The organism is uncultured Friedmanniella sp., from assembly GCF_964244285.1.
Classification (GTDB): Bacteria; Actinomycetota; Actinomycetes; order Propionibacteriales; family Propionibacteriaceae; genus Microlunatus.
In genome coordinates, this window is the sequence record NZ_CAXTHT010000001.1 from 829,453 (window position 1) to 845,955 (window position 16,503).

19 protein-coding genes and 1 tRNA gene are annotated in these 16,503 nt (G+C 73.0%); 8 read left to right on the top strand and 12 right to left on the bottom strand.

The genetic code is table 11. The features are described from left to right. Positions 1-38: 38 nt before the first annotated feature. The 3 genes from ACFE7W_RS03915 to ACFE7W_RS03925 all read left to right on the top strand — a co-directional run bounded on the left by ACFE7W_RS03915 (position 39) and on the right by ACFE7W_RS03925 (position 1,662). A complete protein-coding gene (locus ACFE7W_RS03915) occupies positions 39-599 on the top strand; it encodes an RNA polymerase sigma factor (protein ID WP_375423447.1) in 561 nt (186 codons plus the stop codon). Then, positions 589-1,227 carry an anti-sigma factor gene (locus ACFE7W_RS03920; RefSeq protein ID WP_375423448.1) on the top strand — a complete coding sequence of 213 codons (639 nt, stop codon included), beginning with the start codon at positions 589-591 and terminating at the stop codon, positions 1,225-1,227. Before ACFE7W_RS03915 ends, ACFE7W_RS03920 begins: the two co-directional genes overlap by 11 nt. Positions 1,228-1,533: 306 nt before the next feature. Then, on the top strand, positions 1,534-1,662 hold the full coding sequence (locus ACFE7W_RS03925; protein WP_375423449.1) for a toxin-antitoxin system HicB family antitoxin: 129 nt from the start codon (positions 1,534-1,536) through the stop codon (positions 1,660-1,662). A 61-nt stretch (positions 1,663-1,723) separates the two neighbouring features. Here the strand turns inward: ACFE7W_RS03925 and ACFE7W_RS03930 are convergent. Beyond that, positions 1,724-1,796: transfer RNA gene (locus ACFE7W_RS03930), tRNA-Arg, on the bottom strand. An 82-nt stretch (positions 1,797-1,878) separates the two neighbouring features. Between ACFE7W_RS03930 and ACFE7W_RS03935 the strand changes: the two genes are divergently transcribed. Then, complete coding sequence (locus tag ACFE7W_RS03935) at positions 1,879-2,841, top strand: nucleoside hydrolase (RefSeq protein ID WP_375423450.1); 963 nt, start codon at positions 1,879-1,881, stop codon at positions 2,839-2,841. A gap of 18 nt (positions 2,842-2,859) precedes the next feature. Here ACFE7W_RS03935 and ACFE7W_RS03940 read toward each other — a convergent pair whose 3' ends face one another. Both ACFE7W_RS03940 and trxA read right to left on the bottom strand, forming a co-directional pair. After that, positions 2,860-3,615 (bottom strand): SDR family NAD(P)-dependent oxidoreductase, encoded by a 756-nt coding sequence (locus ACFE7W_RS03940; protein ID WP_375423451.1) that lies wholly within the window; start codon positions 3,613-3,615, stop codon positions 2,860-2,862. A gap of 107 nt (positions 3,616-3,722) precedes the next feature. Then, positions 3,723-4,109, bottom strand: coding sequence for a thioredoxin (trxA, locus tag ACFE7W_RS03945; protein WP_375423452.1), 387 nt, complete (start codon positions 4,107-4,109; stop codon positions 3,723-3,725). Between the two features lie 233 nt (positions 4,110-4,342). On the opposite strand from trxA, the gene ACFE7W_RS03950 reads away from it, so the two are divergent. After that, the gene (locus tag ACFE7W_RS03950; RefSeq protein ID WP_375423453.1) at positions 4,343-4,609 is read left to right on the top strand and encodes a hypothetical protein; all 267 of its coding nucleotides are present in this window, start codon (positions 4,343-4,345) and stop codon (positions 4,607-4,609) included. 82 nt (positions 4,610-4,691) lie between these two features. On the opposite strand, the gene ACFE7W_RS03955 is transcribed toward ACFE7W_RS03950, so the two are convergent. The 3 genes from ACFE7W_RS03955 to ACFE7W_RS03965 are packed head-to-tail and all read right to left on the bottom strand — an operon-like array spanning position 4,692 to position 7,234. Further along, complete coding sequence (locus ACFE7W_RS03955) at positions 4,692-5,468, bottom strand: class I SAM-dependent methyltransferase (protein WP_375423454.1); 777 nt, start codon at positions 5,466-5,468, stop codon at positions 4,692-4,694. Beyond that, positions 5,465-6,499 carry a hypothetical protein gene (locus tag ACFE7W_RS03960; RefSeq protein WP_375423545.1) on the bottom strand — a complete coding sequence of 345 codons (1,035 nt, stop codon included), beginning with the start codon at positions 6,497-6,499 and terminating at the stop codon, positions 5,465-5,467. The genes ACFE7W_RS03955 and ACFE7W_RS03960 overlap by 4 nt, the downstream gene beginning before the upstream one ends. Positions 6,500-6,538: 39 nt before the next feature. After that, complete coding sequence (locus tag ACFE7W_RS03965) at positions 6,539-7,234, bottom strand: iron dependent repressor, metal binding and dimerization domain protein (RefSeq protein WP_375423455.1); 696 nt, start codon at positions 7,232-7,234, stop codon at positions 6,539-6,541. Between the two features lie 76 nt (positions 7,235-7,310). On the opposite strand from ACFE7W_RS03965, the gene ACFE7W_RS03970 reads away from it, so the two are divergent. Further along, the gene (locus tag ACFE7W_RS03970; RefSeq protein ID WP_375423456.1) at positions 7,311-8,705 is read left to right on the top strand and encodes a cryptochrome/photolyase family protein; all 1,395 of its coding nucleotides are present in this window, start codon (positions 7,311-7,313) and stop codon (positions 8,703-8,705) included. A 4-nt stretch (positions 8,706-8,709) separates the two neighbouring features. Here ACFE7W_RS03970 and ACFE7W_RS03975 read toward each other — a convergent pair whose 3' ends face one another. After that, positions 8,710-9,678 carry an SDR family NAD(P)-dependent oxidoreductase gene (locus tag ACFE7W_RS03975; RefSeq protein WP_375423457.1) on the bottom strand — a complete coding sequence of 323 codons (969 nt, stop codon included), beginning with the start codon at positions 9,676-9,678 and terminating at the stop codon, positions 8,710-8,712. A 104-nt stretch (positions 9,679-9,782) separates the two neighbouring features. Between ACFE7W_RS03975 and ACFE7W_RS03980 the strand changes: the two genes are divergently transcribed. Continuing rightward, a complete protein-coding gene (locus ACFE7W_RS03980) occupies positions 9,783-10,268 on the top strand; it encodes an ArsR/SmtB family transcription factor (protein WP_375423458.1) in 486 nt (161 codons plus the stop codon). Next, positions 10,265-11,755: a serine hydrolase domain-containing protein gene (locus ACFE7W_RS03985; RefSeq protein ID WP_375423459.1), complete on the top strand. Its 1,491-nt coding sequence runs from the start codon at positions 10,265-10,267 to the stop codon at positions 11,753-11,755. Before ACFE7W_RS03980 ends, ACFE7W_RS03985 begins: the two co-directional genes overlap by 4 nt. Positions 11,756-11,789: 34 nt before the next feature. Here ACFE7W_RS03985 and ACFE7W_RS03990 read toward each other — a convergent pair whose 3' ends face one another. From ACFE7W_RS03990 to ACFE7W_RS04010, 5 genes are read right to left on the bottom strand one after another with little or no spacing between them, the layout of a single operon-like run. Further along, complete coding sequence (locus tag ACFE7W_RS03990; protein WP_375423460.1) at positions 11,790-12,467, bottom strand: TetR/AcrR family transcriptional regulator; 678 nt, start codon at positions 12,465-12,467, stop codon at positions 11,790-11,792. Beyond that, positions 12,464-13,516, bottom strand: a complete 1,053-nt coding sequence (locus tag ACFE7W_RS03995) for a medium chain dehydrogenase/reductase family protein (protein ID WP_375423461.1) — start codon at positions 13,514-13,516, stop codon at positions 12,464-12,466. The genes ACFE7W_RS03990 and ACFE7W_RS03995 overlap by 4 nt, the downstream gene beginning before the upstream one ends. Positions 13,517-13,573: 57 nt before the next feature. Beyond that, a complete protein-coding gene (locus ACFE7W_RS04000) occupies positions 13,574-14,413 on the bottom strand; it encodes a ketose-bisphosphate aldolase (protein WP_375423462.1) in 840 nt (279 codons plus the stop codon). Beyond that, on the bottom strand, positions 14,410-15,567 hold the full coding sequence (locus tag ACFE7W_RS04005) for an N-acetylglucosamine-6-phosphate deacetylase (RefSeq protein WP_375423463.1): 1,158 nt from the start codon (positions 15,565-15,567) through the stop codon (positions 14,410-14,412). Before ACFE7W_RS04005 ends, ACFE7W_RS04000 begins: the two co-directional genes overlap by 4 nt. Continuing rightward, entirely contained in the window at positions 15,564-16,484 is a 921-nt protein-coding gene (locus tag ACFE7W_RS04010) for an ROK family protein (protein ID WP_375423464.1), read from the bottom strand. Before ACFE7W_RS04010 ends, ACFE7W_RS04005 begins: the two co-directional genes overlap by 4 nt. Between the last annotated feature and the right edge of the window lie 19 nt (positions 16,485-16,503).

Consider the following 16,503-nt stretch of genomic DNA (forward strand, 5'->3'; position numbering starts at 1 on the left):
ACTGACTGTGCGGCGAACTGGTCGCAGCTGAGGAGTCGATGACGTTGTTGCAGCGGGAAGAGGACTCACCCCGGGTCATCGAAGCCTTCCTCGCCGGCGACGAGATGGCGCTGGCTGAGATCTACGCGCACTGGTCCTCGCTCGTCTACAGCGTCGCTCTGCGCTCGCTCCGCAACGTCAACGACGCCGAGGAGGTGACTCAGGGAGTCTTCACCGGAGCCTGGAACTCCCGGCACACGTTCGACCCCAGCCGCTCCCGGCTTCCGGCCTGGCTGATCGGGATCACCCGCAACAAGATCGCCGACGCGCACAGCGCCCGGGCCAAGCAGGCCCGGCTCCAGAACCAGCTGGTCACCAGGACCAAGGTCGACGAACAGATCGAGCCCGCGAACTTGGCGGACCGGCTTATGCTCGCGGACGAGATGGGGCGCCTGGCCCCGGTACCCCGGCAGGTGCTCCGAATGGCGTTCTACGACGACTTGACCCACAGTCAGATCGCCGAGCGCACGGGCCTCCCGCCGGGCACCGTCAAGAGCCATATCCGTCGCAGTCTGCAGCGGTTGCGCAAGAGTCTGGAGGCGCAAGCGGATGCATACTGACCCCGAACTGCTCGGCCTCCTCGCACTCGGTGAGGACCTCGGCGACGAGGACGGCGTGCTGCACGCCCAGACCTGTCCCACGTGTTCCGCCGACCTGGCCCAACTGCTCGAGGTGGTGACCCTGGGCCGCACGGTCGGTGAGGAGGGGCCGTTGCTGGCCCCCAGCGGCGACGTCTGGGCGCGGATCAGCAGCGAGCTCGCCCTCGATCGGAGCGTGCACCCTCTGACGGAGCCCTCGACCCCTCCGCCGCCGGACTCCGTCGAAGGCTTTCGCAGCGCCCACGGAGTACGGGCCCAGGCCCACCTGGTCCCGGCCAGCTCTTCTTGGTCGCAGGCCTCCGGGACCGCCTCGCTCAGCAACGACGCCCACGGCCGCCGGGTCCTGCAGGTCGCGCTGCACGCCGACCTGCCCGCGTCCGGGGTCCGCCAGGCCTGGCTGATCCACCGTGACGACCCCACCCGCCGCCAGACCCTCGGCATCCTCGACGGCAACGACGGTCTCTGGACCGTCGACCACTCCGTCGACCTGGAGCAGTACGCGATCCTCGACATCTCCCAGCAGGAGATCGGCGACACCGAGCACTCCGGCAAGAGCCTCGTCCGGGGCGAGCTGACGCTCACCAGCTGAGTGGCCGACACAGCCGACCTACGACGCTGATATCGCATGTCCTACGGTCGCGGACTTTCGAGGGATTGGCGGGTACCCGCGTCCGAGCTCCGATCGAGCCAGACTGTGGCCGCACCCGTGGTCTCGCACGACGCCTACCGGGTGGGGTGGTCCGCTGAGGACCAGGACTTCGTCGCCACATGCGCAGGGTTCCCGTCCCTTTTCGTGGTTGGACGCTGACCAGTCCGGGGCCCTGCGAGGCCTAGAACGCGTGGTACACGACGTCGTCAACCACCTGATCGAGCAGGGATAGGACGCCCCGACCCCTTGGCCGAGCGCCCCTTCTCAGGGAACCTGAGCCTGCGACTAGGCCCTGAGCTGCACCGCGAGCTCGCTCTGCGTACCGCCGAGGCCGGAGTCAGCATCAACCGCTACGTCGTAGGCAGGGTCGCCTAGCTGCTGGGAGCAAGCGGGCAGTTCTGGTTGCGGAGTGAGGCTGACCCGAGGTTCGTCGGAGCGCCCCCAGCAGGATTCGAACCTGCGACACAAGGTTTAGGAAACCTTTGCTCTATCCCCTGAGCTATGGGGGCCGGCCGCGAAGGGCGCCGAGCCCGACGGCCTAGGGTAGTGGATCGCTCGTATCACCGCCCAACGTCAGCCTCGGAGGTCCGTTTGCCCGCCCCCACGATCGTGCTGGACGTCGACACCGGGACCGACGACGCGTTGGCGATCCTCTACGCCGTCCAGCACCCTGACGTCGCCGTCGCGGGCATCAGCTGCGTCGCCGGGAACGCAAGTCTCGAGCAGGTGGTCGCCAACACCCACAAGGTGCTCGACGTGGCGGGCGCCCCACTGATCCCGGTGGCCGCGGGGGCCGTCAAGCCGTTGATCGAGCGGGCCCAGCAGGAGGACGCGTTCCACGGAGTCGACGGGCTGGGTGGGGTCGTCCTGCCGGACACCGAGCGCACCGCGTCCCCGTTGACCGCCGTCGAGCTGCTGCGGCAGCAGATCTTGGCCGCCGACGCCAAGGTGACCCTCGTCGGGCTGGCCCCGCAGACCAACATCGCCATGCTGCTGACGATGCACCCCGAGGTGGCCGACCACCTCGAGCGGATCCTCTTCATGGGCGGCTCGGCCGGCACGGGCAACATCACGGCCGTCGCCGAGTTCAACGTCTGGCAGGACCCGGAGGCCGCGACCTGCGTCATCGAGTCCGGCATCCCCGTGACGATGTACGGGCTGGACGTCTTCACCCGGCTGACTGTTCCGGAACACCACGCGCAGCGGCTCGCGAGCGCCGACCACCCGGCGCAGCGCCTCGCCGGTGAGCTGCTGCTGCGGCGCGGCGCTCGGGCGGACGGACTGTCCGAGCAGGCCTACGTCGGCCAGATCGGGGACGCCGGCGCACTGGTCTACCTGACCCATCCCGAGCTGTTCACCACCGCGAGCCACCCGACGCGGGTCAACCTGAGTGGGATCGGCCGCGGCCAGACCATCGTCGACCGGCGGGCCATCGCCCAGGACGCCGGCGAGCTGGGGCGCGACCCGTGGCGGACCATCGAGGTCGTGCTGGGCCTGGACGTGCCCGCGGCGGCCCAGGCCTTCCTCGAGACGATCGACTCCTTCGCCGGCTGAGCCCGTAGCTCCGGGCCTCTAGCGCTGGGTGAGCAGGCCGCCGTCGACCGGCAGGGTGTGACCGGTGATCCACGACGCGTCCTCGGAGGCGAGGAAGGCGACGGCGGCCGCCACGTCCTCGGGCTCGCCCAAGCGACCGAGCGGGTACAGCGGCAGCAGCCGCTCCGCCCCACCCTCCTGGTCGTCCCAGACCCGAGCGCGGATGGTCCCCGGGGCAACCGCGTTGACCCGGATGCCTTCGGGCCCGAAGGTGCGGGCCAGGTTCGTCGTCACTGAGCCCAGACCGGCCTTGGCCGCCGAGTAGGGCTCGCTGCCGAGGGCGGTCATCGCGTTCACCGAGCTGACGGTCACGATGGCCGGCCCACTTCGGCTCCGCCGGAGGTACGGCAGTGCAGCCCGGCAGCAACGGACGGCCCCGAGGAGGTTGAGGTCGAACATCCGGAGCCACACATCGTCGTCGGTCTCCTCGAAGCCACCGTGAGCAGTGTCGCCCCCGGCCACGTTGACGAGCACGTCGATGCCCCCGAGGGCAGCGGCCGCAGCGGCGACGGCTGCCTCGGCCGACTCCTGCCGCCGGACGTCCAGGACGACGGCGACGTGAGGCCCGCCCCGCAGCTGACCAGCCACCTCACCCGCCACCTGATCATCGACGTCAGCGACGGCGACGCGCGCGCCCTCGGCCGCGAGCCGGGTCGCGCAGGCGCGGCCGATGCCGTGGGCTGCACCGGTGACCAGCACCGATGATCCTGCGAGTCGTCCGAGGGAGGGCTCCATGCCGCAACCCTGTCAGCATCCCCGGCAACGAGCAGCGCCCCTTCCTGATCACTCAGGAAGGGGCGCGCGCACCCGTCGGGGGACTCAACGAAGCACAGGGTGCGGGATCAGTGGTCGGCGTGCTCGCCGTGCTCGGCCTGGAGTTTGGCGACCTGCGCGTGGACCTCGTCCATGTCCAGCTTCTTGACGGCGTCGACGACCTGCTCGAGGGCCGGGCCGGGGAGCGCGCCGGCCTGGTTGAAGACCATCACGCCCTCGCGGAAGGCCATCAGCGTCGGGATGCCCTCGATGCCCAGCTGGCCCGAGAGCTGCTGGTTGGCGTCGGTGTCGAGCTTGGCGAAGGTGACGTCACCGTGCTGCTCAGACGACTTCTCATAGATCGGTCCGAAGCGCTTGCAGGGCCCGCACCAGTCGGCCCAGAAGTCGACCAGGACGATGTCGTGCCCGCTGATCGTCTCTTCGAAGTTCTCGGCATTGATGTTGATCGTGGCCATGCACAACTCCTATCAGAGGTATCGACCGCGGTCTCCTGCGGTCGCCGAGCACAACCAGCCCCGCCTGAGGACTATTCCCTGCGTGTCGGGGATGCGTGAGCGCGGCGACGGTGGGTAACCAGTGACCGGACGCCGCGACGGGGCTGTGTCTCGACCCTGATTTCCGCGTTCGAGAAAGACCCGTCTGTGCACCTGCCCGCCCGCACCTCCTGCTCCTACGCCCGGCCCCGGGCATGCTGATGACTCCGCTCTGGCTGCCGTGGATGAGTGCGGCCCGGGTGCTCGAGCCCGTCGAACGCCCGCACCGCAGCACTCCGATGCTGCGCGTGGCCTGCCCGCACTGCACCAACACCGACACCTTGAGCCTGCACTGCCGCGACGACCGTTGCGGCTGGGTGTCGTGCACCTGTGGAGCACTGCTCTACTCCCGCCGACGGCACCGGCACCCCCGCCACCGCAGCAACGCCGACACCTGCCACGACCCGGCCGCCGCGGTCTGAGGCGCACCGGGCAGACGTGGCGCAACCTCTTCGAGGCCTTCGACAAGCTCAGGCGCGGTCTGAGGCTCAGGGAGCGCAACGGCTACTTGATCGCCACCAGCCGGCGCATCGGGATGGCCACGTCGACGCTCTCGTGCCGGCTCAGCCGGTCTTCGAGGTACTCCACCGCTGCCTCCACCCGCGACCGGCGGGTGCCGGGCAGGTAGAGCGAGGAGAGCATCAACGACGCGTCCTCGCGGCTACGGACAGTGAAGTGATAGCGCTCGCGCTTGTCCTCGACACGGGTGAGACCGGCGTCCCCGAGGGTCCGCCGAAAGCCGGCCAGCTCGACCGGGCCGGGGAACTGGGGACTGGCCCGCAGCCGGCCACCGATCCTGGTCAGGACCCGCAGGTCGGCCGGGCGCAGCGGTCGGACCGCGGGCGCGATCGCCGCGAGCACCCCGCCGGGACGCAGCACCCGGGCGATCTCGGCCAGCAGCTCGTGCAGCGGCGTCACCACCACCAGCCCCATCGAGCTGGTAACCACGTCGACCGACCCGTCGCGGAACGGCAACCGGAGCGCGTCGGCCTGCAGCCACGGGCCGGGACCGCGCTCGGCGGCCAGGGCCAGCTCGTCGCTGCTCAGGTCGAGCCCGACCACCGTGCGCCCGGGCTGCGCCAGCTCCCGGGACACCCCGCCGGAGCCTGAGGCCAGGTCGACCACCAGCCGCGCGTCCGCCGACACCGCTCGGGCCAGCCAGCGGTACGGCGTGTGGTCGTCGGCGAGCGCGCGGGAGAGCACGGCCTCGGCCACCCCGGCCCGGGTGGCGTGGAAGTCGGCGACGAAGGCCTTCCAGTCCAGCAGCTTGTCCTCGCTCACGCCAGCACCTCGCGGTCCGTTCCCGCCAGCGCGCGAGCCACATCGTCGGCGATGTCGTGCAGCAACCGCCCGGGAACGACCGGACGTCCGGCCACCGCGGACACCAGCGCGGACATCCCGGGCAGGGCCTCGTGGCCGGCCGCCCGGGCGAGCGGCTCGGCCAGGGGGTTGGCGCCGTCGGACCACGGCGCGGACAGCTTCTCCCAGGTCAACAACCAGGCCTCGGAGATCTCCGCGGTGGAGGGAACGCCGAAGAAGTGGCCGACCGGGGCGTGGTGGCGCAGCGCGACCAAGGGTGACTCGACGTAGAGCCGGGCCAGCCGGACGCGGGCGTCGAGGCCGCGGCGCTGTTCCAGCGGCAGCGACGTCACGAACCCGCAGGGCGTCGGACACCAGTCCGCCACGTCCGGCCGCTCACCCGGGCCGACCGTCGCGGCGTTGACCGCGCAGACCGCGAGCGCGTCGCCCTGACGGGAGTGGAAGCGGTCCAGGTAGGACGTGTAGCCGGCGAGGTCGCCACTGCAGGCGTGCAGCGCCCGCCTCGCCGTGCTGCGCAGCGCCGAGGAGTGCGGGCACGCCGGGTCCTCGGTCCCCCACCGGCTGCCGCCGACGAAGTCCTCCAGCCGCAGCGGGTCGCCGGCGTGACCCAGCGTCGACTCCCAGGCCAGCTGGGGCAGGTACTCCCCGATCAGGTGGGCCGTCACCACCACCTGCACCGGTTCCCGGCGGACCGCGCGGACGTCGAGGACCTCGAGCATCAGCTCGTACAGCGGCACCAGCGAGCCGAGCGCACCCCGGACTGGGTCCCGCGGCTCGGCGGGGAACCCGGACGCGGCCAGCCGGGGGGCCCAGGGATCGGTGAACGCCGACGCGATCTCGCCGAAGTCCTCGCCGTCGAGGTCGAGCACCCGGCGGGCGGCCATCGCGAGGTCACGGGCGTGGACCAGGTCAGGCGACGCGTCGTGCTCGAGGCCGACGGCCAGCAGTCCGGCGACCGCGTCGTACCAGCAGCCGTCGAGCAGCGCACGCATCGCCGTGGCCCCGACGACCGCACCCGTCACCGGACCGGGTCAGACGCGCGAGACGAAGAGGTGGGTCGAGGCCTCACGGTCGATCTCGCAGTCGGGCCAGCCGTCAGCGGACAGCCGGACCCCCAGGCCGCCCAGCTCGACGCTGACCTCCGCACCGGGCTGGATGCCCGCCTGGCGGAGCGTGCCCATCATGTCGACGTCCTTCTGGATCTCTTCGCTCATCCGTTCGATGACCACCTTGACGGGAGCGGTCTCGCGCCGCACGACCTCCTGCAGCTGCTCGTTGCCCTCGCGGAACACCCCCATCGTCCCGGCCACCCCGAGCTCGCCCAGCCCGGGGATCGGGTTGCCGTACGGGGAGGTGGTAGGGGCGTCCAGCAGCTCGACCAGCCGGCGTTCGACGTCCTCGGAGATCACGTGCTCCCACCGGCAGGCCTCGTCGTGCACCTTCTCCCAGTCGAGCCCGATGACGTCGATCAGCAGCCGCTCGGCCAGCCGGTGCTTGCGCATCACCCGGACCGCCCGGTTGCGGCCCTCGTCGGTGAGCTGCAGGTGCCGGTCGCCCTCGACCCGCAGCAGGTCGTCCCGCTCCATCCGGGCCACGGTCTGGGACACCGTCGGCCCGCTCTGGTGCAGCCGTTCCGCGATCCGGGCGCGGAGGGGCACGATGCCCTCCTCCTCGAGCTCATAGATCGTGCGGAGGTACATCTCGGTGGTATCGATCAGGTCGCTCACGACGCCTATTCTCCCCATTTTCTGCTCGGGCCCGTCCCGCGCGGAGCAGGTGCGGCGAGCGAGGCAAGATTAGACGATGCCCTCGCCCACGACACCCACCGTCTGGTGGGTCCGCCGCGACCTCCGTCTGGCCGACAACCCCGCACTCGGCCGGGCCGCCGACGAGGGCGCGGCGGTGCTGCCCCTCTTCGTCCTCGACCCGGTGCTGCTGCGCTCGGCGGGTCTCGGCCGGCGCGCCTGGCTGATGGCCGCGCTGGCCGCGCTGGACGCCGACCTGCGCGCGGGCGGCGGCCCCGGCCTGAGCGTGGTCGAGGGCCGGCCCGCCGAGGTGCTGCCCCGGGTGGTGCAGCGCAGCGCGGCGTCCTCGGTGCACGTCAGCGCCGACTTCGCGCCGTACGGACGGCGGCGGGACGCGAGCGTCTCGGCCGCGCTGGCCGAGGTCGGCGTCGAGCTGCGGGCCACGGGGTCGCCGTACGCGGTGGCGCCGGGCACGCTGCGGACCCAGTTCGACCAGCCGTACTCGGTCTTCAGCCCGTTCCACCGGTCGTGGCTGGAGCACGGCGTGCACGGTCCCGCGCCCGACGTGGCCGCCGACCAGGTCAGCTGGCTGGCCGACCCGGACCGGGTCGAGCTCGAGGCGCCCGACGCGGCGCTGATGGACGTGGCCGGCGAGGGGCCCGCCCGCCGCCACTGGCAGGCCTGGCTGGACCGGACCAGCGGCGGTCCGGCGGACTACAAGCAGCTGCACAACGTCCCCGGCGCCGACGCGACCGCACACATCTCCCCCGCCCTGCGCTGGGGCCACCTGCACCCCCGGACGGTGCTGGCCGACCTGGCGACGCGCCCCTCCGAAGGTGCCTCGACGATCGCCCGCCAGGTCTGCTGGCGCGACTTCTACGCCGACGTGTTGCTGCACCGCCCCGACGCCGTCACCCGGCCGATCAAGCCACAGTTCCGGGACCTGCGGACCGACGAGCCGGTACCGGGCAGCGTCGCCGCCGACCGGCTGGCGGCGTGGGAGCAGGGCCGGACGGGCTACCCGCTGGTGGACGCGGGGATGCGGCAGATGATCGCCGAGGGCTGGATGCACAACCGGCTGCGGCTGGTCACCGGCTCGTTCCTGGTCAAGGACCTGCACCTGGGCTGGTGGCACGGCGCCGACATCTACATGCGGCACCTGCGTGACGGCGACATCGCCCAGAACCAGCTGAACTGGCAGTGGGTGGCCGGCTGCGGCAACGACCCGGCGCCTTACTACCGGGTCTTCAACCCGGTGCTGCAGTCGGAGAAGTTCGACCCGGACGGCAGCTACATCCGCCGTTACGTGCCCGAGCTGGCTGACCTCGACCTCACGTACCTGCACGAGCCTTGGACGGCGCCCGGCGGTCCTCCCCCCGGCTACCCCGCGCCGATCGTCGACCACGCCGCCGAGCGGAGGGACGCGCTGGCCCGCTACGCCGAGCTGAGGTAGCTCCTCAGTCCGGCAGGGCCGCGGACAGCAGACCGACGGAGATGTCCCACAGGCGGCGCGCCGCGTCGGGGTCCAGGGCGTAGGCGCGGACCCCGTGGATCCCGTCGGTGATCTCCTCGACGACCGCTGCCTCGTGGCAGTCCTCGAAGTAGCGCCCGCCGATCCCGGCCAAGGCTGATGAGGTGGCCACCAGGACCGACGTCGCCGCACCCTGCTCCGGGCTCTTGACGCCCTGGCCCTGGGCGTCCACCGGACCGACACTGGCTTGCAGATCGGCCAGGGTGCTGCCGTCCCAGTGCTTCTGCAGGCCGGTCCAGATCCCGCCGGGCATCACCGCGTTGCTGGTGATGCCGTCCTCGGCCCACCGACGGCTGGCCTCGACCGCGAACAGCACGTTCGCCGTCTTCGACTGTCCGTAGGCGAGCTTCGGGTCATAGGGACGCCGGTCGAAGAACAGGTCGTCGAAGACCACCGGGGACCTGTGGTGCCCGCTCGAGGAGAGGGAGACGATCCGCGACTCCCCGGCCGCGGCGAGCGCCGGGTGCAGTCCGAGAGCGAGGGCGAGGTGTCCGAGATGGTTGGTGGCGAACTGCATCTCCCACCCGGCCGCCGTGCGCTGCTCCGGCAGGTCCATCACCCCGGCGTTGTTGACCAGGATGTGCAGGGGACCCTCCCAGCCGGCCACGAACGCGGCCACCGAGACGAGGTCGGCGAGGTCGAGCGGCCGGGCCTGCACCGCCGGGTTCTGGGTGTCGGCGCTGATCTGCTCGGCGACCCCGGTCCCGACCGCCAGGTTGCGGACGGCCAGCGTGACGGCGGCGCCCGCCTGGGCCAGCGCCCGCGCCGTCTCGACGCCGATCCCGGAGGCCCCACCCGTGACGACAGCGGTCTTGCCCGTGAGGTCGATCCCGTCGACGACCTCCAGGGCGGTGCTCCTGGCACCGAACGCGCCACTCGTTCCTGAACCAGCCACAGTGCTCCTCCGGGGGACGCGTCGCTTCCTGGGGAACCTACTCCATGCGGTGGCAGGCGATGGGCTACTTGTATAGTTAGTACGTACCTACGTAGTATTGACGCATGCCTGACCTCGAGGACCGCGTCGCCGCACTCGAGCGGGCCGTGGCCGCGCTCGTTCCTCCCGTCGGCGGCCCCCGCAGCGAAGGCGAGGACTACTGGCTGCTCGAGGAGGTCCGGCTGCGTCACCCGGCCGGCGCGATCGTCTTCGGCGGCACGGCGGACCTCGGCAAGGGCGAGGTGGCCTGGCAGTGGGGATCGCCGACGGAGAACGTCCTCGAGGCGGAGTGGGACGGCGCGGCCGGGGTGTTCGACGCCCTGTCGCACCCCGTCCGGCTGCACCTGCTGCAGCGGGTGCTGACCGGCACCGCCACGACCGCCGAGCTCGCCGACGACGAGACGCTCGGCACCACCGGCCAGCTGCACCACCACCTGCGGGCGCTGGTGGCCGCGGGCTGGCTGGCCTCGGTCGGACGCGGGTCGTGGGCCGTACCGCCACCGCGGGTGGTGCCCCTGCTCGTCGTGATCGTCGCCGCCACGTCCCGATGAGGATCGCCGGGACGACCGGGACCCTCCGGGCTGGCGCCGGGCTGACGGCCCTGGTGCTGATGGCCGGGCTCGTCCTCGGCTCCCTGGTCAGCCTGACTGTCGGACCGCGGTCACCGCACCTGGCGACGGTCGTGACCGGTGATGCCCAGCTCGCCGCCGACTTCCGGGCCACGCTGGCCTCCGACGCCGGGTACGGACAGGTGTCGGTGGCCCGGATCCGCGACGGCCAGGTCAGCTACGCCGGGTTGGGCAGCGAAGGGCTGGAACCGCCCACCCCGCAGACCCCGTTCGAGCTCGGCTCCATCACCAAGACCTTCACCGGTCTGCTGCTGGCCGACGCGGTCGAGCGCGGCGAACTGCGGCTGGACGCGCCGGTCTCGACCTACCTGCCCGAGCTGGCCGGCAGCAGCGCCGGCGCTGCCACGCTGCAGCAGCTGGCCACCCACACCTCCGGGCTCCCCACCCTGCCGCCCGCCATGGGTCTCGCCACGCTGGGTCAGACGCTGGGCAACGACAACCCGTACGCGTCGCTGACCGTGCCGCAGCTGCTTGCCGCCGCGGTGAAGACACCGGTCGAGGACGTCGGCCACTACGCGTACTCCAACCTGGGGATGGCCCTGGTCGGTCACGCCGAGGCGCGGGCGGCCCACGCGGTCGACTGGCCGACGCTGGCCCGGACGCGGATCCTGCAGCCACTCGGGATGACGAACACCGTCTTCGTCACCGACGCCGCGCAGCTGCCGGCCGGCACCGCCGACCCGCACACCGACAACGGCTGGCGCGCGCCGCACTGGTACGGCCCCGCCTTCACCCCCGCCGGGGCCGCGACCGTGACCACGGCCGAGGACGTCACCGCCTACGCCCGGGCCGTCCTCGACCGCCGGGTCCCCGGCCTGGCCGCCCTCACCCCGGTCAGCGACGCGACGAACGGGCGGATCGGACTGGCCTGGTTCACCCGCGAGACGGAAGGTCGCGCATTGACCTGGCACAACGGCGGCACCGGCGGCTACCGCAGCATGCTGGCCGTGGACCTGCAGGCGGGGACCGCCGTGGTGGTGCTGAACAGCTCCACCCGGTGGGTCGACCGTCCCGCCCTCCAGCTGGCGGCCACGCCGGCCGGTGGGGCGCTGGCCGCGGCCGACGCCCCGGAAGGGCCGAGCGGTCTGCCGCTGGTGCTGGCCGCGACCGGGCTGGCCCTGCTGCTGACCGGCCTCGTCCAGTCGCTGACCACGCGCAGCCGCCTCGGCCTCGCCGCGGCCGCCCTGACCGCCGCGTCCGGGCTGGTGCTGCTGCTGGCCCACGGTCCGTGGGCCCAGGTGCCGGCGTGGACCTGGGGGGGCGGCGCCGGGCTGGCCGTCGCGGCGACGATCCTCGGCGCGCTGCGGCTGCGGTCCGCTCCCGCCTCTCCGACCCGGCACCGCGTGGGCGGCACGCTCTCGCTGGCCTCCGCGGTCGTGGTGCTGGCCTTTGCCGTCTGGGCCTGCTGAGACCGGGTCCCGGCGCCCCGCCCGCGACGCGGGCTCAGTCGGCGACGAGGTGGGCCAGGGGGACGACCAGACGGTCCTCGAGGTCGGCGGGCCAGGGAAAGGCGGTGGCCAACGCCCGTTGGTGGGCCAAGCCGTGCAGGGCCAGCCAGATCGCCACGGCGTCCGCAGCGGGGTCGCTGCTGGTGGAGCGGCCGGCGGCGACGCAGTCGGTGAGGGCACCCACCAGGACCGCGAGCACCTCGTGGCCCAGCTGCGAGGCATCGGAGACGGTGATCGCGCCCTCGTGCACGGCGTCGCCGGCGTTCCACAGACCGCCGAACAGCATCCGGTAGCGCTGCGGCCGGCCGGTCGCGAAGTCGAGGTAGGCGGTGCAGGTCGCCCGGAGCCGCCGTACCGGATCGGGCCCGGCGGCCGCGTCGGCCGCCTCGAGCGCCCGGCCGAGGTCGGCGAACGCGTCCCGGACCAGGGCCAGCAGGATGGCCTGCCGGTCGGCGAAGTGGGCGTAGATCGAGGGCGCCGAGATCCCGACCCGTCGGGCCACCGCCCGCAGCGTGACCGCCTGCTCGTCGCCCGTCTCGTCGAGCAGTGCGAGGGCGGCGTCGAGGATCGGCTGCCGCAGCAGGCCACCCTCACCCCGGCGGTTACGAGATCGGGCACCGGCCGGGTCGGACCGGGTTGAGGGGGGGGTCGAGGGGGTGGGCGCGATGGTCACGGCACCAGCACCACCTTGCCGCGGACGGTGTGGGACTCGGCGAGCTGCATCGCCTCGACCACGCGGGCCAGCGGTAGCGTCGCTCCGACCTGAGCGGTGAGGGCACCCTCGGCCAGAAGGCCGAACACGGTGGCCAGGTCCGCCCGCATCCGTGCCCGGAACCGTCGCGGCCGGATGAGGTGACCGGCCCAGACGTTGTAGAAGCCGGCGCGACGACCGTTCGGCAGCAGGTCCCATCCGAGCAGCCGGGCCAGGGTGGCGGCGAAGGTGGCGACCAGCGACCCGGGGGCGTCGAGGTCGGCGGCGATCGCGTAGGAGACCAGCCGCCCGCCCAGGGCGAGCAGGTCCCACGAGCGACGCAGGCTCTCACCGCCCAGGTGGTCGAACACGGCGTCCACCCCGTCGGGGGCGAGCTGGTGCAGCCGCTCCGTCAGGCCGGCGGTGGCGTAGTCGACCGGCTCGGCCCCCAGGGCCCGGAGGGCGTCGTGGTGCCGCGGGGCGGCCGTGCCGATCACCCGGACGCCGTGCCGGACGGCGAGCTGGACCAGCGTCGTCCCCACCCCGCCACTCGCGCCGTGCACGAGGACCGTCTGACCCGGCCGGACCTTCGCCGTGCGGTGCAGCATCCGCCAGGCCGTCAGCCCGTTGACCACCAGGGTCTCCACCGCGGCCGCCTCGACGCCATCGGGCACGGGAACGAGGTCCTCGGTCGTCACCAGGGCGTGACTGGCCCAGCCACCCGTCTTGGTCATGGCGGCGACCCTGCGGCCGACCCACCGGGCGTCATCGCCCGGTCCGACGGAGACGACGGTGCCCACCAGGTCGTAGCCGGGCACGAACGGGAAGCGGGGCTGTCCGGGGTAGCGGCCCCGCCGCATCGACTGCTCGGCGAACGAGACGCCGCTGGCCAGGACCGCCACGAGCGCCTCGCCCCGACCAGGCACGGGCAGCGGACGGGTGCGGAGCTGCAGCCCCGACGGCTCGACCACGCCTGGCAACACCACCTCGGTCAGCATCGCGGCGGCGGTTTCGGTGCGGGTTACAGGCATGGTCTTCTCCTCCAGAGGCGCGACCAACGGCCGCAGCACTGACCTTACGACGTAAGGTTACGGCTGTAAAGTCAGGAGCCGGAGCAGCCGGGCGACCTCCTCGGACACGGCATCACGCGCCGGCCCCAGGTACTTCCGGCTGTCGACCAGCGCCGGATGGGCGAGGAGCAGCTGCCGAACGCGATCGGTGAAGACGACATTGAGGTGGGTGGCGATGTTGATCTTGGTCATCCCGGCCCGGACGGCACGGACGATCTCATGATCAGGAACGCCGGACGAGCCGTGCAGGACGAGCGGAACGTCAACGCTGGCTCGGATTTCCATGATCAAATCGAGATCCAGCGAGGTCGTCCGCTCGGTCATCGCGTGCGAGGTGCCGACGGCCACGGCCAGGGCGTCCACCCCGGTGACAGCGACAAAGGCAGCAGCCTCGTCCGGCCGGGTCCGGGCTCCGGGTGCGTGCACGCCGTCCTTGCCCCCGACCTCGCCGAGCTCGGCCTCGACGTCGACCCCGTGGGCGTGGCAGTGCGTCACCACCGCCGCGGTCGCGGCGACGTTCTCGTCGTACGGCAGGGCCGACCCGTCGAACATCACCGAGCCGAAACCGAGCGCGACCGCCTCACGCACGAGCGCCACGTCAGTGGCGTGGTCCAGGTGCACCACGGCCGGCGTGGTGCCGGCCCGGGCCAGGGCCAGCGTCGCGAGCGCGATCGGGGCCAGGCTGCCGTGGTAGCCGACGGCGTTCTGGGAGATCTGCAGGACCACCGCGGCGCCCGCCTGGCTGGCCCCGGTCACCAGCGCCTCGGCGTGCTCGAGGCTGAAGACGTTGAAGGCGCCGACTCCCCGACCCGCGGCCGTCGCGGGGACGAGCACCTCGAGCAGTCCGGCGGCGGTCACCGGGTCACCCACCCACCCCGCTGCAGCACCCGCTGCAGCCGGCCGGCGTCGTCGACCACGCACAGGTCGGCCTGCCCCCCGGGCTCGATCACCCCGACGCCGTCCAGCTCGTGCCGCCGAGCCGGGGTGCTGGCCGCGAGCCAGGCGGCCCCGGGCACGCTGAGGCCGGTTCGGCGCAGGAACTCGAAGCCGGCGGCCATGGTCAGCGTCGAGCCGGCGATCGACCCCGGGGCTCCGTCGTCCTCCACCAGCCGCGCCTCGCCGCGGCGCACCACCACGTCCAGGCCGCCCAGAGAGTACGCCCCGTCCGGCATCCCGGTGGCGACCATCGCGTCGGTGACCAGGGCCGTCCCCTCCAGCCCGGCGGCGGCGACCGCCAGCCGGACGATGTCGGGGTGCAGGTGGAAGCCGTCGCCGATCAGCTCGACCATCACCCGCTCGTCGTCCAGCAGCACCGGCACCGGACCCGGTTCGCGCTGGTGGACCGGCCGCATCGCGTTGAACAGGTGGGTGGCCACCGATGCGCCGGCGTCCAGGGCCCGACGGGCGTCGGTCTCGTCGCCGTCGGTGTGCCCGACCGCGACGGCCACCCCGGCCGCGACCAGCCGGGCGGTCGCGTCCAGCGCACCGGGCAGCTCGGGCGCGAGCGTGACCATCCGCAACGTCCCGTCGGCGGCCGCGAGCAGCCGGTCGACCAGCTCCGGCGTCGGGGTGCGCAGCAGAGTCTCGTCGTGGGCGCCCTTCCGGGCCGGGGAGAGGAACGGCCCCTCCAGGTGCACCCCGGCCAGCTCGCCGCGGTGGACGAGCGGCGCCAGGGTGCCCAGCTGGGCCACCAGGGTGTCGAGCCCGGCCGTGACCAGGCTGGCGAAGGACGTCGTCGTGCCGTGCCGCCGGTGGAACGCGCGGGCCGCGAGAGCCTCGTCCGGATCGGTGGTCGCGTAGTCGTGGCCGCCCCCGCCGTGGACGTGGGTGTCGACGAAGCCGGGTACGACCCAGCCCTCGAGCCGTTCCACCCCCTCGACCGGATCCGAGGCGGGACTGACGGTGACGAACCGGCCGTTCGCGACCTCCAGCAGCACCCCGGACGCGGCCCCGCCGGACAGCACCGCACGCTCGCACCACAGGCGGTCTGCCGCCCCAGAGCTCTCCGTCACGCGTTCTCCTCCTGTCGGACCCGGTCCCACCCCACCAGACCGGCCCCGATCACCCCGGCATCGGGGCCCAGCTGGGCCGGCACCAGCAGGGGCCGGCGCTGGAACGTCATGGCGGCCGCGAGGCCAGCCTGCACCGGCGGCCCGACCAGGTCGAACGCCCCGGCCAGACCGCCGCCGACGACGATCGTCCCGGGCGCCAACAGGGTGGCGTAGCCGAGCAGGGCCTCGGTCAGCGCCCGGACGGCCAGCGCGTACGCGGCGACGCCGTGCGGGTCGCCGGCCCGGGCGAGGTCGGCGACGGCCTGGGCGTCGGGCGCCCCGGTGCCGGCGAGGCGGCCGTACGTGCGAGAGACTCCGGTCGCCGAGGCCACCGTCTCCAGGCAGCCCCGCTGGCCGCACCGGCAGTCCAGTCCCTCGGCCGCGGTCACCGCCGTGTGGCCGATCTCGCCGCCGTAGCCGTCCGCGTCGAGCAGCCGTCCGTCGGTCACCATCGCCCCGGCGATGCCCGTGCCCAAAGCCAGGAAGAGCAGGTTGGCCACCCCGCGGCCCGCGCCGACGCGCCACTCGGCGAGGCCGCCGGAGCGGACGTCGTGGCCGACCGTCCCCGGCAACCCGGTCGCCGCGGTCAGCCGGTCGCGGAGCGGGAGGTCGTACCAGCCGACGTTGGCGCCGGCGCGGACGACGCCGGCGGCGACGTCGATGATCCCGGGCACCACCACGGCGTAGCCGAGGCAGCGGCCCTGGGGTCGGTCCCGGACCGCGGCGGTCAGCACGTCCGCGAGCCAGGGCACCGACACCTGGCCGGACACCGACAGGGTCTCCAGCCGGGCCGCCGGCCCCGTCGTGCCGTCGCGCTCGGCGTAGGCGACCTTGGTCAGGGTGCCGCCGAGGTCGACGGCCACGACGTAGTCGCTCACCTGCAGTACCGGGGGCGCC